The sequence below is a fragment of the Mesorhizobium sp. ESP-6-2 genome (assembly GCF_020164675.1).
Lineage (GTDB): Bacteria > Pseudomonadota > Alphaproteobacteria > Rhizobiales > Rhizobiaceae > Mesorhizobium.
Genome location: NZ_JAIUGT010000010.1, coordinates 209,068 through 232,683, shown reverse-complemented (window position 1 = coordinate 232,683; position 23,616 = coordinate 209,068). Strand labels below are relative to the sequence as shown.

The following is a 23,616-nucleotide window of genomic DNA, read 5'->3' as shown; positions in this document are numbered from 1 at the left end:
CTCATTGGTAATCGCGCTGTTGATGCTGGGCAAAGTCTCTAGTTCAGCCCGCCGACGTGAAGTGCCTTGACCTCGAGATACTCTTCAATACCGAGCTGGGAACCCTCGCGTCCGAGCCCCGACTGCTTCACCCCGCCGAATGGCGCGACTTCTGTCGAGATCAGCCCGGTGTTGAGTCCGATCATGCCGAACTCCAGCGCTTCGGCGACACGCCAAGACCGCTTGAGGTTTTCCGTGTAAAAGTAGGCGGCCAGGCCAAAGGGTGTGCCGTTCGCGATCGCGATGGCTTCGTCCTCGGTCTGGAAACGGAAGAGCGGGGCGACGGGGCCGAACGTCTCTTCCGATGCCAGGAGCATTTCGGTTGTCGCGTCGCCGAGCAAAATGGGACGGGCGTACTGCCGGCCCTCTGGCACCATATCCCTCTGGCCGATGATCCTTGCGCCTTTCTCGAGGGCATCGGCAACGTGCCGCTCGATCTTCTCGATGGCGGCACGGTTGATCATCGGCCCGATGGCAACGCCTTCATCAGTTCCGGGGCCAACCTTCATATCTGCGACCCGGCTGGCTAGCTTTGCGGCAAACGCCTCATAGACGCCAGCCTGCACGAGAATCCGGTTGGCGCAGACGCAGGTCTGGCCGCCATTGCGGAACTTCGAGTTTACCGCACCTTCGACGGCGAGATCGAGATCCGCGTCATCGAAGACAATGAACGGCGCGTTGCCGCCGAGCTCAAGGCTGAGCCGCTTAATGCTATCGGCCGCGCCCTTCATCAGCAGAGCGCCGACGCGCGTGGAGCCGGTGAAGGAAATCTTGCGCACCGTCTCGTTGGCCATCAGTTCCTTGCCTATCTCTGCCGGCATGCCGGTGACGATGTTGATCGCGCCTGCCGGAATGCCTGCTCGCTCCGCCAGAACGCCGAGCGCCAGCGCCGAGAACGGCGTGAATTCCGACGGCTTGATGACCACGGTGCAGCCGGCGGCAAGGGCCGGCGCAACCTTACGGGTGATCATCGCGTTCGGAAAATTCCACGGGGTGATGATAGCGCAGACGCCGACCGGTTCCTTCAGTACAAGAATGCGGCGATCGGCGGTTGGTGATGGTATGGTCGAGCCGCCGATCCGGCGTGCCTCTTCCGCGAACCATTTGACGAAGGAGGCGCCATAGCGGATTTCGCCACGTGCCTCGGCAAGCGGTTTGCCTTGTTCCAATGTCAGGAGGTGCGCCAGATCTTCTGCGTTCTCCAGCATCAGGTCGTGCCAGCGCTCCAGAAGGGTGGCGCGTTCGGCGTGTGTGCGCGCCCTCCAACCCTTGAACGCCTCGGCGGCCGCGTCAATGGCAGCACGGGTCTCGTTTCGGCCCATGTCGGGGACCGTTCCCAGCACTTCGAGACTGGCAGGATCGATCACCTCGACCGTTGCCTGGCTGTGAGCATGTTGCCAGACGTCACCTATCAATGCGCGCTGGCGGAACAGGTCCGCGTCCTTCAGGACGCCAATCTTCGTCATTACGTTCATGGTCTTTTCCTCTGTCCTTTCACGTCAATGACGCTAGTACCGCGCGCGTGATCGTTTCCGTGGTATCCTTGCCAGCGACCGTCCCGATGCCCCGCTCGGTCACGGACTCGATCGCCGACATCATTTCGGACGCCGCATGCCCTTCGCCCAGATGATCGAGCATCATCGCGCCGGACCAGATTGCGGCGATCGGATTGGCGATGCCGAGATGCGCGATGTCCGGCGCCGAACCATGGACCGGCTCGAACATGGAAGGCGCGTTGCGATCAGGATTGATGTTGGCAGCGGCGGCATAACCCAGCCCGCCCTGGATGGCTGCTCCGACATCCGTGAGGATGTCGCCGAACAAGTTCGAGGCGACGATCACGTCGAGGCTTTCCGGCGCCAGGACCATGCGTGCGGCCATGGCGTCGATGTGGTAATGCGAGACCTCCACATCGGGATAGCCCTTCGCTACCTCGCGCGTGACCTCATCCCAGAACACCATGGAATGTTTCTGCGCATTGGATTTCGTGACCGATGCGAGCTTCTTCCGGCGCGCCCGCGCCTGTTCGAAGCCGAAACGGAGGATCCGTTCGACCCCCGCACGCGTGAAGATCGCCGTCTCGATCGCGACCTCGTTGGCCGTGCCGGAATGGACGCGTCCGCCGGCGCCTGAGTATTCGCCTTCCGTGTTCTCGCGGATGCAAAGGATGTCGAAGCCCTCCGAGCGGAGGGGGCCCTCGACTCCCGGCAACAACCTGTGCGGCCTTATGTTGGCATATTGCGTGAAGGTTTTCCGGATGGGCAGCAGCAGTCCATGCAGCGATACCGAATCGGGCACTTCCGCGGGCCAGCCTACAGCGCCGAGGAGGATCGCATCGAATTTTCGCAGTGTCTCGATGCCGTGCGGCGGCATCATTGCGCCCGTCTCAAGGTAATAGGCGCACGACCATGGGAAGCTTGTGCCCTCCAGCGCGAAACCGCCACGACCGGCGGCCGCCTGCAGCACCTGCCACGCGGCGTCCGTCACGACCTTGCCGATGCCGTCACCGGGAATGAGGGCTATGGGGTAGGATTTCATCGACGCCGTCCTATGAATCGACATGCAAGCACTGATAAGTTCGGTAGGTGAGTTCGGTCCCGGGGCGCGATCGGACGGCCACAGGGCCACCAATGTTCCAGCCGCGTCCCGTCTCCTCCGGCCTGCCGGTAGGATAGTGGGCCGCGCACCGCATTTTTGATCGAGGATGAGCCGCCTGACGGCGTCGAATCGCGCGAAGCGACCTTTTGGAAGTCGATCGTTCCGCGGCTACGGCGTGCCAGAGGCGGCCCGACCCGGATCACGGCGATCAGTCGTTCACGACGACGTAGATCTTGCGCACCGTCTCGATCGTGCGCCAGACGCCGACGAAGCCGGGTTTCATCACGAAGCTGTCGCCGGCGCCGTAGGTCGTGGTCTCTCCGCCCTTTTCCTCGATCTCGATCACACCTGAAAGGATGTGGCAGAATTCGAAGGTCGTGCCTTTGATGGAATGCGTCACGCCGGGCGTCGCTTCCCACACACCGCTCAGCACCTTCTCCGCCTTCGAGACGTCCTGAGGCCAGCTCTTGAAGGATGGATTGCCGGAGATCAGCCGCTCCGGCAGCGGCAGCGACTCTTTGGGCGCGAAGGAGGGATTCGTGTCGATTTTGATGAGCAGTGACATGTGAGGTTCCTGTTAGTAGCCAAGTGTCCGATCGACAAGGCCGATCAGTTCTTCCCCGGCGCGGTGGCGCCGGATGTTTTCGACGACCGATTGCGCCGCCGTGTGCGGCTGGGTCACGGACGCGATGTGCGGGGTGATGATCACCTTAGGATGCGACCACAGTGCATGGTTTTTCGGCAGTGGCTCCGGATCGGTGACGTCGAGCATTGCCGCCGCAAGTCGGTCGCTGTCGAGCGCCTCGATCAGCGCGATCTGGTCGAGTTGCTGGCCGCGGCCGACATGCAGCAGACGCGCCCCAGCGGGCACCAGGGCGAAGAGCTGCGCATTGAGCATGCCGCGCGTTTGTTCCGTCAGCGGCAGCAGACAGACGAGAATATCCGTTTGCTTCAGAAGGGCGGCCAACTGATCCTCGCCGTGAAAGCAGGTGACGCCCTCGATCCGCTTTTCGCTGCGGCTCCACCCGGCAAGCTGGAACTGGAAGGGCTTGAGGCGCTCGAAGGCCGCCTGTGCCAGCATGCCGAGCCCCAGAACGCCAACTCGACATTCATGGGCTTGGCGCGCCGAAATACCCGTCCAGGCCTGCCTTTTCTGTTGGTCGAGGTAGGCTGGAAGGTGGCGGTGAAGTGCCAATACGCCGAGAGCGACGTACTCCTGCATCATGCGGATGATGCCGTCCTCGACCATGCGAACCACTTTCACGTGGCCAGGCACGATATCCGCCCTAAACTGATCGACGCCCGCACCAATGGAAAACAGCACTTCCAGTTTGCGGTAGCGTGAGATGTCGTCAGGTAGGGTCCAGGTGATGAGATAGCGGATCTTCTCGGGGTCAACCTCTTCGCTGCAATGGAAGAACTCCAAATCCGGCAGCTCTCTCGCGAAGACATCGCGAAAAACAGCGCTGCGTGCTGCATCGGAATTGAAGAGAAACGCCATCGAAACCGCCCCTCCTGTCACGCCGCAAGTCGGGTGGCGAGGTCCTCGATGAACTTCCGGCATGCCGCGAGTTCGTCGAGTTCGATATATTCATTCGGGCGGTGGGCTCGCCCGATCTCGCCAGGACCGCAAATGATCGCGTCGATGCCGGCCTGCTGGTAAAGCCCTGCTTCAGTTCCATAGCTGACTGCCGTGAGCGGCTCCTGCCCGGTCAGTTGCGTCAGCGTTGCCGCCAGCTCACTTCCGTTCAGCGGCGCAAGGGCCGGGTAGAAACTCAGTTCGTGCCAAGCAACCTCGAAGCCGCTATCGCGCAAGGCAAACAGCTGGGCCTTCACAGGCTCCAGCAAAGAAGGCGGAGAGACACCCGGCACGGCACGCACCTCGATATCGGCAGTGCATCGGTCAGGGACGATGTTGACGGCTTGTCCACCCGCGATGACGCCGACCTGCAACGAAGAATATGGGGGCTCGAAATTGTCGTCGAGCGGCCCGTCTGCAAGCGATTGGCCATAGGCCACGGCATGGGTGATCACGCCGGCCATGGCGTGTACCGCATTGAGCCCAAGGTCGGGCCGTGACGAATGGCCGGATCGGCCGATCAACTCGAGCCGTGCGGCGGCCTTCCCCTTGTGGGCGCGCACAGGCTGCATCCGGCTCGGCTCTCCGACAATCGCGCCAAGCGGCTTTTCGCACAGGCCCGGCAGCGCGGCCAGGAGATGCGGCACGCCGCGACATCCCGCCTCTTCGTCGTAGGAGAACGCGAGATGAACCGGCTGCCGCAGGTTCATGGCCGCAAGTCCCGGGAGCGCTGCCAAAACGCATGCCAGGAAGCCCTTCATGTCAGTGGTGCCGCGGCCGTAGAGCCTGTCGCCGTCCCGACGCAGGATGAACGGATCCGAACTCCATTCAGGCTCACCGGCCGGCACGACATCCAGATGTCCGGAGATGATGTAGCCCTGATGCTCGCGCGGGCCGATCGTGACGAATAGGTTAGACCGGTCGCCCTCGGGACCGGGGAGGATCGTTACGTCGGCTCCGGCTGCCTGGCAGTAGTCGCGGATCCAATCGACGATCGCGCCGTTTGGCGTGCCTACAACGGAGGGAAATGCAATTAGCCTCGCGAGAATCTCTTGCACGTTCATCACGGCCACTTCTGCTTGCCACTCAGCGGATGCGACCAGCGTAACCACCGGCAAGCGTGTTCCTTGCCGAATCGCGTCGTGCTTCGGCCGAAGATTGCGAAAAAGCGCCTCGAACCAGCCGAACCTGCTGGCTTTCCGATGTAAAGTTGCGGCAAAAGAGGACCGTCGCAGACATGGCAATGGGCGGCAGGATCAACACCGCGTGTGTTCGCAACCCTGGGGGCATTGTTGAAGGAGCGGATCGACTGACATGAAGAGATCAGTGCGCCTGAAATCCTTCGAACTCGTCGCGCAAGACATCAACGATGTCGACGTTGAACTGCTGCACGCGCTGTCGATCTCGGTTCGCTGGCCGCATCGGCCCAAGGACTGGGACCTGCTGCGTCGGGCTGGGCACGGCATCGTTGCCGTTGACGGCATTGGGCGTGTCTTCGGAAGCGCGATGTGGTTTCCTCAGGGGGACGACTTTGCCACCATCGGACTGGTGATCACGACACCCCGCACGCAGGCGCAGGGTGGTGGCCGATGGCTCATGGAGCAAATATTTGAGCAGTGCGGCGATCGCAATCTGAGCCTGAACGCCACCCACGCCGCCTATCCCCTGTATGTTTCATTCGGCTTCACGAGCGAGGCGATCGTTTACATGCGTCAGGGAGAGGCCCCACAAACCCTCCCGGCAATGCCGCCTCTGGACGGGGGACTGAGGGACTTGCCCAGCGACAGGTTCAACGAAATTGCCGCGTTGGACGCGCGTGCATTCGGGACAGACCGTGCGAAGGTGCTTGCGTTGCTCGCAGAGGATGCCTCGATAGTCACTCTAAGCCGTGCCGGCGAGATCGTTGGCTACTCCATGTCTCGCGAGTTCGGGCGCGGCTTTGTGGTTGGCCCGACAGTGGCCCGAAACGACCAGGACGCTGTCCACCTGACAGCCGTCCATTTGAAAAGGTTGGCAGGTCGATTCACGCGTGTAGATACGCGCGAGCGCGATGGCGTGTTTGCCGAGTTTCTTCAGCAGAGCGGCCTCGGCATAGCTGAGACCGTGACGACAATGTCCAAAGGCCGCCGGTTCCTGAACCGGGAAAGCAATGGTCCCTGGGTTTATGGATTGGCCGGCCACGCGTTGAGTTGAATTCGAGCAGCAGCGCGGCAGCAACAGCGAAAGCGGCGATGGCCGTGCGCTGGGCGCCGGTGCTGGTATGTCGCAGATGGTGATCTCGCGATCGGAAGCGCAGCGCCGCCGGTGCCCTTACGATCTCGCGGAGTTCCTCGCCGTTCCGCCCTTCCAGAGGCCTGCGGCAATCGCGCTGCGCTTTGCGAACGGACTCGTAACCCGTTGGCGGATAACGATTACGTTAGGCGCTGAGGGCCGAGGGCATAGGAATTCGCAAGAAAATCAATGGCCTAGCGGATGGTTAGAAAACCCATATCCTTCGTATCGTCTCGTATGGTCTGGCGAACCTAAGGACAAGGAGGAGGAATAGTTTTTAATGCAAGGTGTGTCTCTGCCTTATCGCACAAGAAAAGACGATAAGGCCCGTTGAGCAAGGCTATGAGCACGGCTGCTTCGGGGCCGAAACCAGATTGTCTGCTTGTGGCGTCTGATCGTAGGAAACTGCCGTTCCGGTTAGCGACAAGACGCTGCCAGGCAACTTTATGCGGACAATGGCATCGGCAATTGCAGCGCCTTCAGAAGCGCCTCCTGGAATACAACAATGGGACGCCCCAGGCGCCCTGCCGGCGGTCGGTGCAGCATCCACACCCGGACGCGCGGCTTGAATTCCGGACAGTCGATGACCTCTACCTCTTCCCCCAACGAACTGGCTGCGAAGGCTGCGGGCGTCACGATCCCTATGCCATGGCCCCGGGCAACGAGCGACATACGAAGATCCGCGCTGAGGGCCTCCACGCCGATATGGAACGAGAGCCCCGCCGCTTCGATGCGCTGGCGAATGAAAGCTCGGAAGCCGCATCCGGTTTCGTTCAACACCCACGGAAAGCGCGCAAGGTCTGTAAGCGCGGTCGGATTCGGCACTCCCAGTTCCGGAGAGGCCACGAGCAGGACTTCCTCTGTACCGAGGTCCTGACCGACAAGGCCGTCCGGAGGACCGAGACCGTCCGCAAGGCACAGTGCAGCCGCGTCGAGTTCGCTCCGGGCGACCTGCTCGACGAGTCGCGGTGACCAGCCGGAAGTGACACGCAAGGTCAGTCGGGGAAATTCTTGACGCAAGCGATCGAGTGGGAGCGATAGTGCGGCATCGGAGAGGTAGGGCATCACGCCAAGACGGAACTCTCCGTGGATATCCCCCTGCGGCGACACGCTCGTCTTTAGATCCGCAAGCGAGCGCAGCACGCGCCGCCCATGCTCGTACGCCTCCCGCCCGGACGAGGTCGGCCTCAGAGGTTTCATCTGGCGGTCGAGAAGCGCCGTTCCGAGGCTATCCTCCAGATTCTGGATGCGGCGGGTCACGCCCGGCTGCGTAAGGTTTAATCTTACGGACGCTCCGCTGATCGAACCGGTCTCGACCACGGCGACGAAGGCTTCGAGATCACGAATGTTCATGCGCAACTCGCATAATGATAATGATAAGAATTAAATTGTCGCATGTTGTGTTGACGCTGTAAACCGTCCTGCTGAACCCTGCATTTGCGAGAGGAACTCCTATGTCCCTGAGAAACGACGTTGCCAATCAAGAGACGGGCCGAGATGAGTCCGCCGCCGGTGCAGCCCGCCCACCGACCCTGCTGTTTGCGTTTGCGGTTGGGGTGATCGTCACAAATCTCTTTGCGCCTCAGACCCTCGTGGGGCTGATTGGGCCATCGCTGGGGCTCGGAACCAAAGGCAGCAGTCTGGCCTCGACGGCGCCCCTGCTCGGCTACGCGACCGGGCTGTTCCTCCTTGTGCCGTTGGCTGACGTCCTGGAGAACCGGGCCCTGGTCACTCGCATGCTCGCCTGCGCGGCGCTGGCTGCCGGCGGCGCGTTCGTGGCCCCGACCGCGACGTCCTTTCTGGTCTTCCTCTTCCTTCTCGGAGCGTTCTGCTCCGCGATCCAGGTTCTGGTTCCAATCGCTGCTTCAATGGCCGACCCCGAGGGGCGCGGACGCGTTATCGGCGACGTGATGAGCGGGCTCATGGTCGGCATCCTTCTGGCACGGCCGTCGGCCAGCTTCATTGCAAGCTCATTGGGGTGGCGCGCCTTCTACGCGATGAGTTCGATCGCAATGATGGCGCTCACTGGCGTTCTTTTCATCCGCCTTCCCCGACGGCAGCCCGACACCCGCTCCCGATATCTCACCTTGATCGCCTCGCTCGGCCGTTTGCTCGCGTCCGAGTCGATCCTACGTCGGCGCGCACTGACGGCGAGCTTGACGATGGCGGCGTTCAGCCTTTTCTGGACCGCAATCGCACTCCGGCTGGCCGAGGCCCCGTTCGATCTCGGTCAGCGCGGCATCGCCCTCTTCGCGCTGGTTGGCGCCGGCGGCGCGATCGCGACGCCCCTCTTTGGCCGGATGGGGGACCGGGGATGGGAACGGCCTACGACGATCACCGCCCATATCGTCCTCATCGGCGCTCTCGGGCTCGCGATCTGGGCCGGATCGGTGCATTCGAACTCCTCGCTCCTGCCGCTTGTCATGATGGGGGCGAGCGCGGTTCTCCTGGATATCGGTGTCACGGGCGACCAGACTCTCGGCCGCCGCGCGATCAATCTGTTGCAGGCGGAGGCGCGTGGCCGCCTCAACGCCTTGTTCGTGGGCTTATTTTTTATCGGCGGAGCGATGGGGTCGGCGCTTGCCGGCGTAGCATGGGGTGTCGGCGGCTGGAACGCGGTTTGCGCCATCGGCATCTCGTTGAGTGTCCTGTCGGTAGCTAGCCAAATTGTCCGGTTTGGTAGCACATGATCTGTCCGCTTCTGTTTTGGCGTCGAAGCGGTCACGCGGCTTGCCTGATGGGGGCAAGTGTCTTCGATTGCGGCACCGTCAGAGCTGTAGCGAGCGATGTGGCGCGGCCCGTGAAAGATTGCGATGGTGCCATCCGGGTACTGCCTGACCTTGACGGTGGCTTTGACGAAGTGATGCCGGATCGGGCTCTGCGGCAGCTGCAATCGCAGCCGCGCGAAGGCGACAATGTTGTCGCGGGCAACGACGCGCTCCTCCTCGATGCACAGGATCTAGGCCAGTTGTTGCGGGTCTGCGGCGACAAAGGCGGTGTCCCCGACGGCGGCCGGCCTGGGGAAGCGGGCATTGTGAGCTGGTAGGTAGGTCTCTGCGATGAACCGGTTGGCGCCCTCGATGTCGGCAATTCCGGCCAGCGCCAGCTCTCTCGGTAGCCGATCCTGCAAGGTGGAGAACATCCGCTCCGAGCGGCCTCGCGCTTCAGGGGAATAGGCCGGAATATGTTCGATACCCAGCCGCTCGAGCGCCCGGCCGACTGGGTCAGCCGGCTTTTGTCGACCGCCTCGCCGGCCTTCAGCGTCACGAAATAGTGGCTGCCGCGATCGCTGTAGAGGCTCGATGGCAATCCCTTGGCGACGAATGTCTCCAGAAGGCCCTGAAAGCTCGACGCCGTGCCTTCCTCCTCGATCAGGAAGGCCGAATAGATCGTGCTCGTGGCATCGTCCATCGTCACGATAAGGTCCAGCATCGGCTCACCCGCCGACCTTCACCGGCTTGTGAATCATCAGCTTCTTGGGCAGGTGTTCCGGATGCACCTCGAGCAGCGTAACCTTGATCGACGGTTTGCAGCGGTCGCACGTGAAATTCAGAGTTTGAGGATCACGGCCGCCGCCGAACACCATCATCAGGTCGGCCGACGGGTGATAGCGGACGTTGCCACAGCTGCATTCCGCCTTGACGAGCATGTTGTGCCGGGTCGCCTTGCCCAGCGTGTCGATCGGTTCGTGCGCCATGGGTCTAAAAAAGGAACATATTCCTGTTCAGTCAAGAGGCACTTGACTCCAGTGTTCTCATTTTGTTCACTATTGGCAGGATAGCCACAGGAGGCAGAGATGGACCTGCTATTATCAGTTCCGGGCGCCTCGCCCGAGGAAATTGCGCGCGGCATCGAAGCGGCAGAGCGAGTGTTAGCGCGCGCCGGCTTCACCGCAGAACAGGCGGCAGAGGGTGCCTTCGTAGTCGAAGGCTGGGATATCAATGGATTCCCGGAAGACGGACTGGACAATTGGACATCGAGCGCCGCACAGGCGTGGGGGCAAGCCAACAACGCTGCTTTGGAAGCCTGCTGCGCCGGCTGGCCCGAAGAACGAAAGCCGATCACCGTCAGTCTGGAACTGCTGACCGATCCCGAGACCCAGTTAGCCGATCGTTCAACGGCACTGGCGATGCTGCGCGAAGATATCGAGAGAGACGGCAAAGACACGTTGAGCGGACGAGACGCAATATTGGCCTGGCGAGTTGCTGCCGATGTCGAGGATAAGCTGAAAGTGAGCGACATTATCGGTAACGTGACGGTGGCCTTCACCCATCTGGCACTTTCTCACCGGCACCCCGAGAAGCCAATCGAACCGAAGCGCCAAGCTGTGCGGGACGCGATCAATGCTCTTGAGGCGGCGACCCAAGAGCCGACATCGCACTGATGCCAAAGCGCAGCAGGGCCACCCCTGCCCCGTTCGTCATCGATCGCGATTGGTCGCACCAGGTCGCATTGCCTGACGACCTGTGCGTGGACCGAAATCTCACGCGGATCACGGAGTTCTGTCAGGCGCAGGGCATCCGCTACCTGACCCGCAAGGTGCAGGCGATATGGCCCGACGGTAATTACGAAGAATGGCGGCTGCATTGCTTTGCTGACCTGGCCGCCGCCAGCACGTTTCTTGACCAATTCGAGGGCATCATGTTCGATCCGAAACGAGACAGGGAGAATGGGCGCGCTCGCGGCGTCTGGCGCCGAACTGGTGCGTATGAACGCATTCTGCACCTTGGGCCGCTAAGCGTTCCCGAGATCCTGCGAACTAGGGCGATATGATGTGCAACCTTCACAACATCACCACCAGCCAGGAAGCGATCCGGCAATGGACGGGCGCCCTACGTGACATTCTGGGTAATTTGGAACGTCGATCGAGCTCTATCCGAACATGCCCGAGGCAGGCGCCGGCGCAGGGTTCTTTGTTCTAAGCCAGTGGAGGTATCGCCATGGCAGACCACATCGTAAGTCTCGACAGTCGCCAGGAAGCAGCATTGCAAGCTGTCGCCGACAAGTTCGTCGCCTTGCACAAAGGCGACACGATGAAGGCGCTGAAGGAAATGATCGTGCTGAACGGCCGCCTTCGGGATCAGCTTGGCGCGCTCAAGGCCCCGCCTGTCGGCAAGCGCTACGGATGAGCGACGAACCTGCCAAACTTGCCGAAGGCACGGTGGCAATGCCGCGAGACCGGGGGCGAATTGAGAACCAGGTCTGCGAACATGCCGGGTGCGGCCTGCGGGCGCCATTCGGCTTTGTTCGGTCGAGGCAGGAGCCGCACTGGTTCTGCCTCGCGCACCGGGATGACGGTGATCGTTACCTTTAGGAGCGGCAATGTCTGATCATGTTTTGCCCGGCCAGAAGAAACCGAAACTGATTGTTGTCATGGCTTTCGACCGCGGCGAGGATGGCGAGCTGTTCACGGCTTATGGTCCGGCTGACCAACAGAGCGAAGAGCGCGCCGTTCGCACGGCCAGGGCGCTTGCGGCTCAACATACCGGTGTCATAGCCTGGAGTCGGGACGCCGATCCCGCGCTAGGTGACTATGGCCCGCCGAACGTGCTTTTCACCACCGGCGAAGTGCCAGACATGGAATGAATATGATCAATCCACCGAAGCGCCAGGAAGAATATCCAGACCGCTTGATCGACTGCCAAGAGTCCATGGAGCCGGGCTTCCAGGCGATAGTGGATTGCATGCTTGAGGTCGGATGGACGCGCGGCGAGGTGATGCGGTCGCTGAGGCGGCTCATCGCGGCCGACAACATGACCCAGAAGGAGAACGCCAGGACTGAGGCGCAGCTGACGATTGCGCGGGCTAGGATGCGGGCCGGCCGCTAATCCCGTTCTCTAAAGTCCAGCAGCGAGGCGTGGCGCAATTTCTCTTCGCCCTTCAGAAATTTCACTCGGCCGACGAGGCCGGGCTTGAGCCATTCAGCCTTTTCTTTCTTCAGCCCCTTCGGCCGCGGGGCTCCGATCTTGCCTTGCACTTGACGCAATAGGCGCCGCCGTTTGTCATGCTTGACCCCACGTTCGCGGTACCGAAATAGCGGCCGTGATCGGCATAAACACCCTTGCCGCCTGTCCGGGGTCGCGTTGCGCGCCAATGATGTTCATCTCCTTGACCTCATAGCATTTGATCTTGCGCCAGTTCATCGTAGCGCCGCTGCGATAGACGCTCCCTTTGCGCTTTGAAACCATGCCCTCGAGGCCGGCCTGGTCGACCAGGTGGTAGACGGCGTCGCCGGTGCCGGGCAGCGCCTCGCTGAACTGGATCCTGCTACCCGCCGGGATCATCTCCCGAAGGATCTCGCGGCGATCCTCCAGCGGCATGTCGCGCAGATCGTGTCCATTGATGTGGAGGAGATCGAAAGTCATCAGATAGAGGTCTTTTGGCCGGCGCGTCGCGACCGCAGACTGCAAGCCATGGAAATCGGAAACGCCGGCCTCGTCGATCCTGATCGCCTCGCCTTCGAAGATGAAGCTTTCCGCCTCGATCGACGCCGCCTCCCGGGCAAGCTCATGATAGCGGTCCGTCCAGTCGAAGCCGTTCTTGGTGTAGAAGCGAATGCCGTCGAGGTCCTTGATCACTTCCGTGCGATAGCCGTCGAATTTGATTTCGTGGCACCACCCGTCCCCCTCGGGCGGCCGGTCGACAAGCTCCGGCTCCATTGGCCTGATGAACTTCAGCCGACCCCCGCCGGAAAGCTTACGCAATTGACACCCCCACGCTACCGACGCGACTCAAGCCGCGACGCCCGTTTCAGTTCCGGAACATTTTAGCCAAATTGAATGTTTGAAAGGTTGAGGAGGCCGTTCATGCTGATCAAGGTTTGTCCGCTGTGCAATGGCCACGGCTTTGGCATCTCCCCGCCGCGGAGATCGACGACCGCTACGACCTAGCCAAAGCCACCATCATCTACGCCGACGGTTCGCGCGCGCCCGCCATGTGGGAGGGACCGCGCGGAACGTGTCGAACTCGTCGCCTACGAATTCGAATGCGCCATGTGCCAGGGGCTCGGGGAGTTCGAATGAAGACGCGGCAAGACCTTGGCGCCGCTTGCCGCTCACGGAGCTGACCGCCCTTGTCCACACCTTATTAACAATTGTTAACTCCGATGGCCCAGGGCATCTCGTGCTGGTTTATTTCATTGCGGAACTCCAACCCGCAGGCCCGCGTCCCTACGGCAGGTTGGTTACCCCACCCCCCAAAGAGACGCCGGCCACCTACCTCGATAGACGCCCTTATATCGACCCTCGGTATTGGGTAGCCTCAACCCATAGAGCGAGCGCAATAGCTGGAGACCGCCCTTTTACCTCCCAGTCGCGGCCTCGATAGGCTCCGGCCGCAATCCACACTGTCTTAGAACGTTGATAGATTGTGACGCCTAGCGCACTCGCGCGGGCGCATAGTTCTGCGTGATTCCGATACATCCCCTGTCGAGCTCCGTTGCTCCCTCATGATTGTGGAAGCAACAAACATGCCACGCTTGCGTGACAGAGGATCGCGGCGGCGGCTGTAAAATGCATTCTCGTAAATTTCCTCCCTGAGAGATTGCGCGACACAACATCGTTCAAAGGAAAACGTTCCAGGGCCGGGCTTTAGTCGGATCGGCGCAGGACCTAAGTCCAATCCTAAATGAGCAGTGGTTTTGCCAGGCACGCCGCTCCGAGCCTGTCACCCAGCAGCACACCAGCAATGCTCTGGACTAACGTAAATACCCTTGTTGTTCCATAAGCAATGACATAGCAGTCGCGCTCATATCTACAAGAGCCGGGGGGCTTTTCGTGAATCATATGTAATTAACCTAGACCGGAGCCCGGCTAGGTGGGATCGGATATGTCAACGCTTCACGTCGATTCGTTCGGTTTCAAAGAATTCCAGCTGTGGATGGAAGTTTGCTTCACTACGATGACGTGATGGCGATATATCAGCCCATCCCTAACGCGGCCACGCTGACCTTGGGGGAAGTTGGCTGCTTTCTGAGCCATCGCAATTGCTGGTCGGAGATAGCCTTGGGGCAAGAGCCATTTGGCTGCGTTTTTGAGGATGATGTAATCATCTCCTCACATTTACTTCAATTCATAGGGGACGACACTAATTGGATACCGGCCGACGCCGACATCGTCAAAATAGAGACGGTCCTGGGGAGGGTGTGGCTGGACCGTGTGGTTTCCTATGCTACCCGGCAATTTCCGCCTTACCCTCCTGCGCAGCCTGCACTTCGGGACGGCTGGATACATCATCTCGAAATCTGCTGCAAAGCGGCTGTTAAAACTCACCGAGCGATTTTCCGATCCGGTAGACCATGTGATGTTTAACCCTGCCTTTGGCGTAGCCCGAGGCCTGAAGACGTATCAAATACTGCCTGCGCTCTGCGTTCAGTCGTACCATCTGTATCCAGAAGGACCAAGGCCTGAGGCCGCACGAGGCGGTCGCGTTCCTTACCGAAGCCAAGAGCCGCTGGCTCGGTGACTTTCTCGAAAACCCGCAAAACCTCATCATGCTGTGGCGCGGTGCAAACGGGTTCATGGCCTGCGACACGCAAGGAAGTTTTCGAGCAATCGACCGGGCTCATGCTGAAAGAGTTTGACCCCGACCACGCGCGCAAGGGCAGCGGCATTTATGTGCCAGCGGAACTGCGGCATGTTGCCGGCGCGATCTGCGCAGCACGGCTTATTGCCGATGTTGAAGCGATCAGCCTGACCGAGCAAGAAGGTATTCCGGAAATTCCGAGCTATCGTTCCCTGACCTTCCTTGATCCAACAAAGGTTCAGGCGGCCTTAAGTCGAAGGGTTTTCGTCGCAGGCCCTGAACCCGAAACAGTCGACTATGCCCACCGGACCACGGCCGAATACCTGGCTGCGGCGTTTCTGGCGAAGCAGGCACTGTGATCCTTCAGATTCACATGAATCCAGTGACTTACTTCGCGCCGATCGGCGCCCGGACCCTATGCCGATTAACAGTGAAGACCTGTCTCGCCCGATCGATGAGGGCCAACTATTCTGATCCCGCCCTTGTCGCGACCCGAGCCTCGCGCAGCGCCGTTGGCGGCTCGCCGAACTTTTGCCGGAAGGCGCGGGTGAAAGCGGCAGCGGACGCGTAGCCGCTGCGCCGTGCTACCTCTCGAACGCTGAGCCGGGACTGGGTTAGCAGAGCCTGTGCCCGCTGCAGGCGCCAATTCGTCAGATAGCTCAACGGACCGTCGCCGATCATCTCCTTGAAACGTTCGGCGAACTGCGTTCGCGACATTCCGACCTCCAGGGCAAGCGAGGCGACAGTCCAATTCTGCTCGCTGCGCCGATGGATCGTTTGAATCGCCTTGCCGATCTGCGGATCCTGGAATGCGGACAGAATCTGCCTCAACGATGGCGACTGCTCACCACTCGCGCGGATCGTCTCGATAAAGATGATCTCTGACAGCCTGAGGATCGTGGCGATCGCGCCAGGCCCCTCCGAAAACACGCGGCGAACGATCAAGCGCAGCATTTCATCGAGCCACGGATTCTTGGCGCGCGTGACCGGCGTAATCTGAAGGTATTCCGGGAACGCCTGAATCAGCGGATGGTCAGCCTTCTCGATGAAGTTGAAATGCCCGCAGACCATTCGGGTGGTGGCGGAGGGGTCGCCCCCGCCACAAACCAGTACACCCTCCCCGTTGTATCCGGCCTGCTCCAGGACCGTCTCAAGGGGCGGTGCGTCGCGGCCCGGGGCGTCTGCCAGGACGTGTGCCTGTCCGTACGGGATCATCAACAGGTCGCCGGTGTTGAGGACGATGTCCGCGCCTGAGGCCAACCGGATATGGCACCGTCCCTCGATCACGAGGTGAAAGCGTGCCGCGCGTGCGAAGGCGGGTACCGCGACGGCCCAGGGGGCTGAGAATTCCGTGCGGAAGTAAAAGCTGCCCCGGAGCGACAGCGTTTCGAAAATGTCGCTTAGAACGTCCATGGGCGCCAGGAGCCTCCCTGCTCGTCTTCGTTCAAAACGACATGTTCGTCGCTCGTCTGTCAAGCGAAACAGGCTTTGATGATGCAGATCGTCCGACAGGCTATGCCTCTGGTTCACATTCATTGCGTTGATCTTGCCAGATCGTCCCGACCTTACTCATAACCGGAGCGAGGCCGCGGCCGCCAATAGTGGCGTGCGCCCGTATCGAGCAACCAAGGACGTAGGAGTCACCGATGTCGTTCCGCTTCATCACCAAGTCTATCCACGCCTACCTGATCGATTATCCCGTCGCGATCGTCTTGATCGCAGCGCCGTTCGTGCTGAAGCTCGGCCAGAGCGGACCAGGCGCAATGTGGCTCTCGGTTGTTGCCGGTGCCGCGGCGCTACTCTTGGCCGCCCTGACCGATCATCCCACCGGGCTCGTCCGCATCATTCCCTACCGGCTGCACCTTTGGGTCGATCGCGCCTCGGCGTGGTGTTTGTCATCGCTCCGTTTGCCTTCAAATTCTCCGGGTTCGACGCCTGGTACTACTGGGTCCTTGCTGCCGCTGTCCTGCTCACGACGTCAGTGTTTAACGCGCCTGAGGAGCCAGTCGGGGCGCGATCGGGATTGGACCGGCGCACAGCGGGATGAAGGCGGCGACGGCGGCGTCGGGGGTCAAGACCTTGCCGATGTTCGTCCGTCAGAACTCGGGGAAGGCGGGCATTGAATGTCCGCAATCGCTTCTTGCGCGTCGGAAGCTGCTATTCCGCTTCCGGCCCCACAGCAGCCAATACCATCATCCGTTGATTGATTGCAGAACAGTCGTCGATTGGGCCTCCGGCGTCACTTAAAACCTGCTGAGTGTGCCGGGTATTAGCAGCTGATCACCGAAAAGTTCCGGCGCGGCCGCCTCCAGGACGTCCGCGCCGGTCTGCCAGATTTCGAAACCACCCCGATAGCTTACTAGCCCTTCTTCTCCTCCTGGTCGTCGGGCCGATCCCTTCCGTCGAAGAAGGCTGCGGCACCTTCATGTCCAGGAACGATCCCATCCGGCGCGCTGGCGGGCTGGGGCAGCAGCTCGCCATGGGCGTTCAACGTCTTGGCCAAGAGATAGGCGTGGCGCGCCGCAAAATCCGTCCGGCACACCAAGAGGTAGTCCCCAAACGAGACAATGGTTCTCAAGGGCACATCCCTGACATCGGCGAAGGGCGGCATGGCCCGGAAGAGCGCTTCCGCGCCCTGCCTGGTCATGATGCCGATATCCTGCTGGCGGGTGCCGATCAGGATGCCGACACGGCGGGTGTCGGCGGCGCGTATCAGGGTCGAGCGCGAGTCTGGCAGAAATCTGGCCAACACGTCGACGGCTGCCTTTGCCACGCCACCAGCTCTTGCATCGTCCCGCTGGCCGATGATCAAGAGACGGTAGCGCCGATACGTCTTGGCCATGCCGTCCGGCTCCAGATCGGCAAGCCGGAAGGGCTCGCCGGTCTTGGCTATTCCGGCCGCAGGTGGCAAGGGCCTGAACCCGGTCAATGCCGATACGGCCAGACCCGCGCCCAGGGTCAACAATACGCGCCGCTCCATCGCCGTCAGTCCTTGAACACGTCGCGATTGAGGATCGCGGTGACGCCGACATTGGGGAAATCGACAACCTGGGCGACATTGAGGTCGGCTGCCACGCTGGTGAGCACATAGGCCTGCTCGCGGGTCAGCCCCTTGGTCTTGACCAGGTAGTCGATCATGTTGAGGGTGGCGTTGCGCGCGGCAAGCGTTAGGTCCTCGGACATGTTGGCGAGCGGGGCAATCTTCTTGCCGCCTAGATAGGTCTCGAAGACAGGCACGTCGCCCTTCTGCTTGATCGGCAGACCGGAGACCGCATAGAAGCTGGACGGGGCAAGCTTCTTGAGCTCCGCACCTCCTTCGAACTGCACTGTCGGAAGCGCTGCCGCGCCGCCGCGCGTCACCTTTGCCCGCAACGTTACGCGAGCCCCCATCTCAATGGCGGTCCCAGCGACTTCGCCGCCGCCCATGGCGAAATGCACGTCGCCGGCGAAGAGGCCGCACCCATCGATATAGCAAGGAAAATGGATGGTCGTGCCGACAACCGTTTCCTTGGTGTCGAGATTGCCACCGTTCTCGCGCGGCGGAACGGTGCGCACACATTCGTCCTTGTTGGTGCCGTCGACCCCGCAAAGATCAGCGGGCAGCGCCTCCACCGGCTGCGGCGTCAGCACAGCACCACCAGCGTCGGCCAGTTCCTTCTCACGCTTAAGCCACTTGTCGAGCTCCGGCTTGTCGGGGAGCACGCCGACCGTGCCCATGAAGGCATTCATGGGAACCGAGATTCCCGGCATGTCCTTGGAACGGGCCTCAAGTCGATTGAGGTTCCAGTGGACGATGTAGGGATCGCGAAACACGTCGCGCAGGAAGCCGAAGCCGGGAACGATGGTTGTGGTGCCGAAATCATCAGGAGCGATGTCGACGACGGTCACATCGATCGAGTCACCGCGCTTTGCGCCATCGACATAAACCGGTCCCGTCAGAGGGTGGCAGCGGTTCAGATCGACGGCCGCCACGTCCTCGGGCGTCGACTGAAAGTTCAAATCGGAATCGAGCCCGTCGCGGGTCTCCAGGATGAAGAGCTGGTCCGGCTGCACGTGAGCCACCGGCTTTACCGCATAGTGGATCCGGTTGAAGCAATTGGGGTCGTCTTTGCAATGTTCGCCGGACTTCGCGATCACCACTGGCGCGGGGCCCTTGACCGAGCTCGTATCGGCAAGCGCGGCGCCCGCGCAGAAGATCACAAACAGCGCTGCGACCGGCAGGGCCCAAATTAATTTTGATTTCAGTTGATGTCTCATAACGTCTCCTTCTGAGGCACCGGCAGCCGGCGCCTGTCAAAATGCAGCCTCCTAAGGGGTTGCAGCGACCGATGAAGCAGGCGATCGCGCCCAATGCTTTCATCAGGAGCGCATCTCTGATTTCGAGATGCGCACAGGGGCAACTTAAGACCTTCTTGGTCTATCAATAGATGCATATTGTAACGAATTGACTAGACCATGATGGTCTGTGGATGCTCAGCAAAATCATGCACCGAGCATGGCAGGTCCGCGGAACGCATCGGTACCTGAGGCCAGCCCGCGCGCCCGCGACGGAGACCGCTGGAGGCAAAGGAGAGAACGAAAGATCGTGATCCCCTCGGCGCCGCTCAATGCGGCCCCGAGGCAGTTTCTGGGCGCACCGGCACCACCTTGGCCTAGACCACTCCAATGTCGGCAGAATCCTTGGGCTGGCTCTCTGTGCCAGGCTTTTGGACAGCTGCCTTCGGATGGGCGTCCCGCTCGTGCAGGTGCTGAACGGGCGTGCGGTCGATCAAAAGGCTGAGCAGTTCGGGACGACTGTAGTGGCCGCGCGAATCCATCATCTGTTTGCGGCGATCGATCATTGAGAGATCAAGATCCGCAATCACCTCTCCCTCACCGGAGCGCAGCGGCTCTCCGATCAGCATGCCGTCTGGCGAAACGATTGCCGTGAAGCAGCCGCCCGAAATCGGGCGAGCGCTGGAATAAGAGGTGTCCTTCAGGATCTGGGCCTGCTGGTCGGCGTCCAGCCACGCCGTCGCGTTGACCACGAAACAGGCCGCTTCGAGCGCGTGCTGGCGGATGTTGACCTGGATCTGCTCGGCAAACACGTCACCCGCAAAGGAACCGGGATACATGGCCGAATGGATCTGCTCGCCATCGGCCATCAAGGCATAGCGCGCCAGCGGGTTATAGTGCTCCCAGCACGCCAACTGGCCAATGCGGCCGACGGCGCTGTCAACGGCGCGAAGACCCGATCCGTCGCCCTGCCCCCAAACCATGCGTTCATGGTAGGTGGGGGAGATCTTGCGCCGGCGCTGGATCAGCGTGCCGTCCGCATCAAACAGCAATTGCGTGTTGTAGATGGTGCCGCCATCGCGCTCATTGACGCCGATCGACACGACCATCTGCGCCTGCCTGCACGCCTCGCCAATGGCGCGCGTCTCTGCCGAGGGTACGGTTACCGATTCCTGCAGCAGCCGCAGATGCTCGCTACCGATCCTGATGTCGAAAGGCGCCTGGATGAAAGAGAAATAGGGATAGTATGGGATGACCGTCTCCGGAAAGGTCGCGAACTGGACGCCCTGCCGCCCGAGCTCCTGGATCTTTTGAATGACTTTCGCAACGGTTCCTTCCCGGCTGTAGAGCACGGGGCTGATCTGGACAGCTGCGGCCTTGACTGTGCTCATCGAGCGATTCCTTTTCTCACTTTTTGGTTAGCGCCGTCATTGTTGTATATGCAACATTGGCGGCAAATCTTTCGGATGCCCGTGATCATGGCGGCAACCGATCGGCGATTCCGGCAACCACGGCAACGGCATCCTTGCCGAGCAATTTCGTCGCTCTTGCCTGGGCCTTCCGCCAGCCCGGAACCGCCTCACCCAGCAAATCCCTTCCAGCCTTGGTCAGCTCGATTGGCCTGCCGCGTCCCGCCGTTTGCGCAATCTCCTCGATCCAGCCTTGCGAGAGCAGGAGCTGAAGGTTGCGGGTCAAGGTCGAGCGATCCTGATGGTTGGCCCGGCCGATCTCGGCCCGCGTGGTGACGCCCAGACGGGCGATCAGGACGAGCAGGGAGAACTGCGGAGAGTTGACGCCGAAGGGGCGCAGCTCCTGGTCGTAGATGCCTGTCAGAACGCGCGATATCCGACGTGTGCGCGTCAGCAGGCAGTTCTGGGTGACCTCCGAAGCCACGTTGCTCGCCATCAGATGCTCCTTTCCTGCTCATATGTTGTATATGCAACATAATGTCAACAGCGGCCAGGGCAATGTGATGCCGCGAGCATACGACGCTCCTCTTCAATAGCAGGGATCAAAGGGGCGAAAAAGCGAGCCCCACGCGCCAGGCGCGTTGCCGGCCAATGCCGGTCTCAGCCTCAACGGCTAAGGCCGGCCCGATGTCTATAAAGGCTCGAACTGTTCATGCCACGCTCAAGCTGCATGATTTCAGCAAGGATCGACATGGCGATATCGGGGGCACTCTTGGCGCCGGAGAAGAGCCCGGCCGGACCCCGGATGCGGCCGAGCTGGACAGGATCGACCCCTTGCCCGCTCAAAGTCTCAAGCCTTTGCGCATGGGTTCGCCGGCTGCCCATGGCTCCGACATAGAAGGCTGCCGACTCCAGTGCCTTGGGGATCAATCGTCTTTCCCAGGCGTGGTCGTGGAACATGAACACAATGGCCGAATTGGCGTCGGCTTCGAATACGGGGATGGCTGACGTGCTGTCGATAGCGTGGGCAACCGATCCCCCGATTTCGCAGATGCGGATCGTCTCCCGATCGGGGGAGTATAGAACGGTTTCAAATCCAGACATCTGCGCCAGCCGCGTCAGGTGGACCGTGGCCGGCCCAACGCCGAAGACGAGGAGGCGGCGCCTGGGGCGATATTCCCGCAGCATCCCCGGCTGGCCCTCTTCGCTCGGGACGGGCAGGCGGGCCGGCCTGCGGGCCTTCAAGCTGCTGTCGATCGCCAAGATGTCGCACAGAGCGACCTTAACGTCAAAGACCAGTTCGATCGCGCTACCGCAGGGCAGCTGGATGTCCAGATATCGGGAGCCGCGACCGTAGCGCACGCGCCGGTTTTGCCCCTGCGCAATTGCGGCGAGCGCCTCCGCCACGACCGCCCGCTCAATGCAACCTCCAGAAAGGTAACCGACCCAGTCCCCATCCTCCGAAACCGCCATCTGCGCCCCCACGGGCCGCGGTGACGAGCCTTCGATGTGGACCAGGGTGACGATGACGACCCGCTCGCCAGCCATCATGCGCTCGCGCACGAAGTCGATCACATAGTCGTCAAACCGTTCCAAGCCATCGACTTGCTGTCCCATCATCTGGGTCCTTTTCCTGGTTCAACCCCCCGGTGCGAGCGAGCCCGCAGACTGGCTTGCACTCAATGTACTCTGGTCGGCACGGCATTCGGCAGGGCCGCCGGCGTCAAACCTCTCCTGAATTCCAGATAGCTTTGCGGCGAATAGCGCAGCACAAGCAGGATACCCGCGACGATGCCCGCCGCCATCAGCAGCCAGCCTGGCGAGAGGCTCCCGAAGGCGTCTCTCAGCGCCCCGGCGACAAGCGGAAAGACGCTTCCCGCCATGTAGCCGCCGCCTTGCGTGAAGGCCGTGAGATCGCCGGCCAGCGTCGGATCGTTGACGTGGTCGATCGAGACAATAATCGACAGCGGAAACAGGATGCCGATGCCAACGCCGAGCAAGATCACCGCGGGGATGGCGAGCAGGATCGGAGAGAGCAGCAGACAGGCGAGGCCCGCCAGCACCAAGACAAGCGACGTGATCAGGGGCCCACGTCGATCAGGAAAATGATGGATGAAGACGGCGACACCGAGCGCCGTGAAGGCCTCGATAATGGTGAGCGCGCCGAGCAGATAGCCGGCAAGCTTCGGCGATTGGCCGAGCTCGACATAAAAAGGCGGCAGCCAGGCCACAACGATCACGAACGCCCCGGTGCCAACGGCAAAGAAGATCAACAACGACCAGCCACGCGGGTTGCGCCAGAATGTGACCTGGCTGGCGGCGTGCGCCTGCCCGGAGGGCGATCGCTGGTCAGAGGCCGCGTTGCGGCTGGCCACCATCCATAGCGCCATGGCCAGAAATGCGGGGATCGCCCAGAAGGCGAGCGCAGAGGGCCAGCCAAGGCGATCCGCCAACATGGCGGCGCTCGCCGATCCGACAGCCGCCCCCGCCACGATCGCGGTCGAGTAGAGACCGATGGCGCGGCCGGTGTTTGCGGCAAAATTGCGCTTGATGAACCCCGGGACAAGCGCCTGGACGATCGCGATGCCAACGCCCGCGCCGGCCGCCGTCACCAAGAGCCCCGGTCCGGTCGGAAACCACATCCTTGCGGCACATGCGCCAGCTATCACCAGGGCGCCGAGTCCAATGCCCATCTTCTCGCCCAGCGCCCGGCGAACCCGGCGCACACTCATTGCCGCAAGGCCCATCAGGAACACCGGTAGCGTGGTCAAAAGCCCAATTCCTGTCGACCCCATCTCGGTGTCGCTGAGGATTTGGGCCGTCAGCGGCCCGATCGCGGCAATGGCAGGGCGCAGATTGAAGGAGATGAGGAGGATGGCCAGCATCAGGAAGGCGCCGTTCACCCCTTGCGATTTCGTCATT

At 61.4% G+C, this 23,616-nt stretch carries 27 protein-coding genes; 11 read left to right on the top strand and 16 right to left on the bottom strand.

Features of this window, described 5'->3' with window-relative positions:
• Positions 1-38: 38 nt before the first annotated feature.
• The 5 genes from LB532_RS24420 to argE form a co-directional block, all read right to left on the bottom strand.
• The gene (locus LB532_RS24420) at positions 39-1,514 is read right to left on the bottom strand and encodes an NAD-dependent succinate-semialdehyde dehydrogenase (RefSeq protein ID WP_411908894.1); all 1,476 of its coding nucleotides are present in this window, start codon (positions 1,512-1,514) and stop codon (positions 39-41) included.
• Positions 1,515-1,533: 19 nt separating this feature from the next.
• On the bottom strand, positions 1,534-2,577 hold the full coding sequence (locus tag LB532_RS24415) for a tartrate dehydrogenase (RefSeq protein ID WP_140640928.1): 1,044 nt from the start codon (positions 2,575-2,577) through the stop codon (positions 1,534-1,536).
• Between the two features lie 268 nt (positions 2,578-2,845).
• A complete protein-coding gene (locus LB532_RS24410) occupies positions 2,846-3,202 on the bottom strand; it encodes a cupin domain-containing protein (protein ID WP_140640926.1) in 357 nt (118 codons plus the stop codon).
• Positions 3,203-3,214: 12 nt separating this feature from the next.
• The gene (locus LB532_RS24405) at positions 3,215-4,138 is read right to left on the bottom strand and encodes a 2-hydroxyacid dehydrogenase (RefSeq protein ID WP_140640924.1); all 924 of its coding nucleotides are present in this window, start codon (positions 4,136-4,138) and stop codon (positions 3,215-3,217) included.
• A gap of 17 nt (positions 4,139-4,155) precedes the next feature.
• Positions 4,156-5,280: an acetylornithine deacetylase gene (gene argE / locus LB532_RS24400; protein WP_140641039.1), complete on the bottom strand. Its 1,125-nt coding sequence runs from the start codon at positions 5,278-5,280 to the stop codon at positions 4,156-4,158.
• 250 nt (positions 5,281-5,530) lie between these two features.
• Here argE and LB532_RS24395 point away from each other — a divergent pair, with 250 nt between their 5' ends.
• Positions 5,531-6,409 carry a GNAT family N-acetyltransferase gene (locus LB532_RS24395; protein ID WP_140640922.1) on the top strand — a complete coding sequence of 293 codons (879 nt, stop codon included), beginning with the start codon at positions 5,531-5,533 and terminating at the stop codon, positions 6,407-6,409.
• 522 nt (positions 6,410-6,931) lie between these two features.
• Here LB532_RS24395 and LB532_RS24390 read toward each other — a convergent pair.
• Positions 6,932-7,840 (bottom strand): LysR family transcriptional regulator, encoded by a 909-nt coding sequence (locus tag LB532_RS24390; RefSeq protein WP_140640920.1) that lies wholly within the window; start codon positions 7,838-7,840, stop codon positions 6,932-6,934.
• Between the two features lie 101 nt (positions 7,841-7,941).
• Between LB532_RS24390 and LB532_RS24385 the strand changes: the two genes are divergently transcribed.
• The gene (locus LB532_RS24385) at positions 7,942-9,177 is read left to right on the top strand and encodes an MFS transporter (RefSeq protein WP_140640918.1); all 1,236 of its coding nucleotides are present in this window, start codon (positions 7,942-7,944) and stop codon (positions 9,175-9,177) included.
• Between the two features lie 269 nt (positions 9,178-9,446).
• On the opposite strand, the gene LB532_RS24380 is transcribed toward LB532_RS24385, so the two are convergent.
• Together LB532_RS24380 and LB532_RS24375 are read right to left on the bottom strand one after the other, a co-directional pair.
• Entirely contained in the window at positions 9,447-9,629 is a 183-nt protein-coding gene (locus LB532_RS24380; protein WP_140640916.1) for a hypothetical protein, read from the bottom strand.
• Positions 9,630-9,923: 294 nt separating this feature from the next.
• The gene (locus LB532_RS24375; protein WP_140640914.1) at positions 9,924-10,184 is read right to left on the bottom strand and encodes a hypothetical protein; all 261 of its coding nucleotides are present in this window, start codon (positions 10,182-10,184) and stop codon (positions 9,924-9,926) included.
• Positions 10,185-10,283: 99 nt separating this feature from the next.
• Between LB532_RS24375 and LB532_RS24370 the strand changes: the two genes are divergently transcribed.
• The 5 genes from LB532_RS24370 (at position 10,284) to LB532_RS24345 (ending at position 12,315) form a co-directional block, all read left to right on the top strand.
• Positions 10,284-10,871, top strand: a complete 588-nt coding sequence (locus tag LB532_RS24370) for a hypothetical protein (RefSeq protein ID WP_140640912.1) — start codon at positions 10,284-10,286, stop codon at positions 10,869-10,871.
• The gene (locus tag LB532_RS24365) at positions 10,871-11,260 is read left to right on the top strand and encodes a hypothetical protein (protein WP_140640910.1); all 390 of its coding nucleotides are present in this window, start codon (positions 10,871-10,873) and stop codon (positions 11,258-11,260) included. Before LB532_RS24370 ends, LB532_RS24365 begins: the two co-directional genes overlap by 1 nt.
• A 167-nt stretch (positions 11,261-11,427) precedes the next feature.
• Positions 11,428-11,616: a hypothetical protein gene (locus tag LB532_RS24355; RefSeq protein WP_140640908.1), complete on the top strand. Its 189-nt coding sequence runs from the start codon at positions 11,428-11,430 to the stop codon at positions 11,614-11,616.
• 193 nt (positions 11,617-11,809) lie between these two features.
• Entirely contained in the window at positions 11,810-12,073 is a 264-nt protein-coding gene (locus LB532_RS24350; RefSeq protein ID WP_140640906.1) for a hypothetical protein, read from the top strand.
• A 2-nt stretch (positions 12,074-12,075) separates the two neighbouring features.
• Complete coding sequence (locus LB532_RS24345) at positions 12,076-12,315, top strand: hypothetical protein (RefSeq protein ID WP_140640904.1); 240 nt, start codon at positions 12,076-12,078, stop codon at positions 12,313-12,315.
• Between the two features lie 174 nt (positions 12,316-12,489).
• Here LB532_RS24345 and LB532_RS24340 read toward each other — a convergent pair whose 3' ends face one another.
• Positions 12,490-13,191, bottom strand: a complete 702-nt coding sequence (locus LB532_RS24340) for an ATP-dependent DNA ligase (protein WP_318011242.1) — start codon at positions 13,189-13,191, stop codon at positions 12,490-12,492.
• A gap of 1,116 nt (positions 13,192-14,307) precedes the next feature.
• Here LB532_RS24340 and LB532_RS30350 point away from each other — a divergent pair.
• Genes LB532_RS30350 through LB532_RS24325 form a run of 3 tightly spaced genes read left to right on the top strand, consistent with a single transcriptional unit; the run spans position 14,308 to position 15,369 of the window.
• Positions 14,308-14,796 (top strand): glycosyltransferase family 25 protein, encoded by a 489-nt coding sequence (locus LB532_RS30350; RefSeq protein WP_140641037.1) that lies wholly within the window; start codon positions 14,308-14,310, stop codon positions 14,794-14,796.
• Complete coding sequence (locus LB532_RS30345; RefSeq protein ID WP_224557333.1) at positions 14,684-14,950, top strand: glycosyltransferase family 25 protein; 267 nt, start codon at positions 14,684-14,686, stop codon at positions 14,948-14,950. The genes LB532_RS30350 and LB532_RS30345 overlap by 113 nt, the downstream gene beginning before the upstream one ends.
• Positions 14,947-15,369, top strand: coding sequence for a hypothetical protein (locus LB532_RS24325; protein WP_181169407.1), 423 nt, complete (start codon positions 14,947-14,949; stop codon positions 15,367-15,369). Before LB532_RS30345 ends, LB532_RS24325 begins: the two co-directional genes overlap by 4 nt.
• A gap of 106 nt (positions 15,370-15,475) precedes the next feature.
• Here the strand turns inward: LB532_RS24325 and LB532_RS24320 are convergent, their stop codons facing one another.
• Positions 15,476-16,423 carry an AraC family transcriptional regulator gene (locus tag LB532_RS24320; protein WP_140640900.1) on the bottom strand — a complete coding sequence of 316 codons (948 nt, stop codon included), beginning with the start codon at positions 16,421-16,423 and terminating at the stop codon, positions 15,476-15,478.
• Positions 16,424-16,656: 233 nt separating this feature from the next.
• Here LB532_RS24320 and LB532_RS24315 point away from each other — a divergent pair, with 233 nt between their 5' ends.
• Positions 16,657-17,133, top strand: coding sequence for a hypothetical protein (locus LB532_RS24315; protein ID WP_224557301.1), 477 nt, complete (start codon positions 16,657-16,659; stop codon positions 17,131-17,133).
• Between the two features lie 236 nt (positions 17,134-17,369).
• On the opposite strand, the gene LB532_RS24310 is transcribed toward LB532_RS24315, so the two are convergent.
• From LB532_RS24310 to LB532_RS24285, 6 genes are all read right to left on the bottom strand, one after another.
• Positions 17,370-17,990, bottom strand: coding sequence for a hypothetical protein (locus LB532_RS24310; RefSeq protein WP_140640896.1), 621 nt, complete (start codon positions 17,988-17,990; stop codon positions 17,370-17,372).
• 5 nt (positions 17,991-17,995) lie between these two features.
• Positions 17,996-19,267: an acetamidase/formamidase family protein gene (locus tag LB532_RS24305; RefSeq protein WP_140640893.1), complete on the bottom strand. Its 1,272-nt coding sequence runs from the start codon at positions 19,265-19,267 to the stop codon at positions 17,996-17,998.
• A gap of 395 nt (positions 19,268-19,662) precedes the next feature.
• A complete protein-coding gene (locus LB532_RS24300) occupies positions 19,663-20,676 on the bottom strand; it encodes a nitrilase-related carbon-nitrogen hydrolase (protein WP_140640891.1) in 1,014 nt (337 codons plus the stop codon).
• Positions 20,677-20,761: 85 nt separating this feature from the next.
• Positions 20,762-21,190, bottom strand: coding sequence for a MarR family winged helix-turn-helix transcriptional regulator (locus tag LB532_RS24295; RefSeq protein ID WP_140640889.1), 429 nt, complete (start codon positions 21,188-21,190; stop codon positions 20,762-20,764).
• Positions 21,191-21,360: 170 nt separating this feature from the next.
• The gene (locus tag LB532_RS24290; protein ID WP_140640887.1) at positions 21,361-22,314 is read right to left on the bottom strand and encodes an XdhC family protein; all 954 of its coding nucleotides are present in this window, start codon (positions 22,312-22,314) and stop codon (positions 21,361-21,363) included.
• Between the two features lie 59 nt (positions 22,315-22,373).
• On the bottom strand, positions 22,374-23,615 hold the full coding sequence (locus LB532_RS24285) for an MFS transporter (RefSeq protein ID WP_140640885.1): 1,242 nt from the start codon (positions 23,613-23,615) through the stop codon (positions 22,374-22,376).
• Position 23,616 lies beyond the last annotated feature (1 nt).

Excerpts from the sequence above, each read along its gene's own strand:
- LB532_RS24415 (WP_140640928.1), bottom strand. The coding sequence starts at position 2,577 with ATGAAATCCTACCCCATAGCCCTCATTCCCGGTGACGGCATCGGCAAG.
- LB532_RS24375 (WP_140640914.1), bottom strand. The coding sequence starts at position 10,184 with ATGGCGCACGAACCGATCGACACGCTGGGCAAGGCGACCCGGCACAAC.
- LB532_RS24290 (WP_140640887.1), bottom strand. The coding sequence starts at position 22,314 with ATGATGGGACAGCAAGTCGATGGCTTGGAACGGTTTGACGACTATGTG.
- LB532_RS24295 (WP_140640889.1), bottom strand. The coding sequence starts at position 21,190 with ATGGCGAGCAACGTGGCTTCGGAGGTCACCCAGAACTGCCTGCTGACG.
- LB532_RS24310 (WP_140640896.1), bottom strand. The coding sequence starts at position 17,990 with ATGGAGCGGCGCGTATTGTTGACCCTGGGCGCGGGTCTGGCCGTATCG.
- LB532_RS24345 (WP_140640904.1), top strand. The coding sequence starts at position 12,076 with ATGATCAATCCACCGAAGCGCCAGGAAGAATATCCAGACCGCTTGATC.
- LB532_RS24355 (WP_140640908.1), top strand. The coding sequence starts at position 11,428 with ATGGCAGACCACATCGTAAGTCTCGACAGTCGCCAGGAAGCAGCATTG.
- LB532_RS24420 (WP_411908894.1), bottom strand. The coding sequence starts at position 1,514 with ATGAACGTAATGACGAAGATTGGCGTCCTGAAGGACGCGGACCTGTTC.
- LB532_RS24320 (WP_140640900.1), bottom strand. The coding sequence starts at position 16,423 with ATGGACGTTCTAAGCGACATTTTCGAAACGCTGTCGCTCCGGGGCAGC.
- LB532_RS24405 (WP_140640924.1), bottom strand. The coding sequence starts at position 4,138 with ATGGCGTTTCTCTTCAATTCCGATGCAGCACGCAGCGCTGTTTTTCGC.
- LB532_RS24365 (WP_140640910.1), top strand. The coding sequence starts at position 10,871 with ATGCCAAAGCGCAGCAGGGCCACCCCTGCCCCGTTCGTCATCGATCGC.
- LB532_RS24370 (WP_140640912.1), top strand. The coding sequence starts at position 10,284 with ATGGACCTGCTATTATCAGTTCCGGGCGCCTCGCCCGAGGAAATTGCG.
- LB532_RS24285 (WP_140640885.1), bottom strand. The coding sequence starts at position 23,615 with ATGACGAAATCGCAAGGGGTGAACGGCGCCTTCCTGATGCTGGCCATC.
- LB532_RS24395 (WP_140640922.1), top strand. The coding sequence starts at position 5,531 with ATGAAGAGATCAGTGCGCCTGAAATCCTTCGAACTCGTCGCGCAAGAC.
- LB532_RS24390 (WP_140640920.1), bottom strand. The coding sequence starts at position 7,840 with ATGAACATTCGTGATCTCGAAGCCTTCGTCGCCGTGGTCGAGACCGGT.
- LB532_RS24305 (WP_140640893.1), bottom strand. The coding sequence starts at position 19,267 with ATGAGACATCAACTGAAATCAAAATTAATTTGGGCCCTGCCGGTCGCA.
- LB532_RS24315 (WP_224557301.1), top strand. The coding sequence starts at position 16,657 with ATGTCGTTCCGCTTCATCACCAAGTCTATCCACGCCTACCTGATCGAT.
- LB532_RS24380 (WP_140640916.1), bottom strand. The coding sequence starts at position 9,629 with ATGTTCTCCACCTTGCAGGATCGGCTACCGAGAGAGCTGGCGCTGGCC.
- LB532_RS24385 (WP_140640918.1), top strand. The coding sequence starts at position 7,942 with ATGTCCCTGAGAAACGACGTTGCCAATCAAGAGACGGGCCGAGATGAG.
- LB532_RS24350 (WP_140640906.1), top strand. The coding sequence starts at position 11,810 with ATGTCTGATCATGTTTTGCCCGGCCAGAAGAAACCGAAACTGATTGTT.
- LB532_RS24410 (WP_140640926.1), bottom strand. The coding sequence starts at position 3,202 with ATGTCACTGCTCATCAAAATCGACACGAATCCCTCCTTCGCGCCCAAA.
- LB532_RS24300 (WP_140640891.1), bottom strand. The coding sequence starts at position 20,676 with ATGAGCACAGTCAAGGCCGCAGCTGTCCAGATCAGCCCCGTGCTCTAC.
- argE (WP_140641039.1), bottom strand. The coding sequence starts at position 5,280 with ATGAACGTGCAAGAGATTCTCGCGAGGCTAATTGCATTTCCCTCCGTT.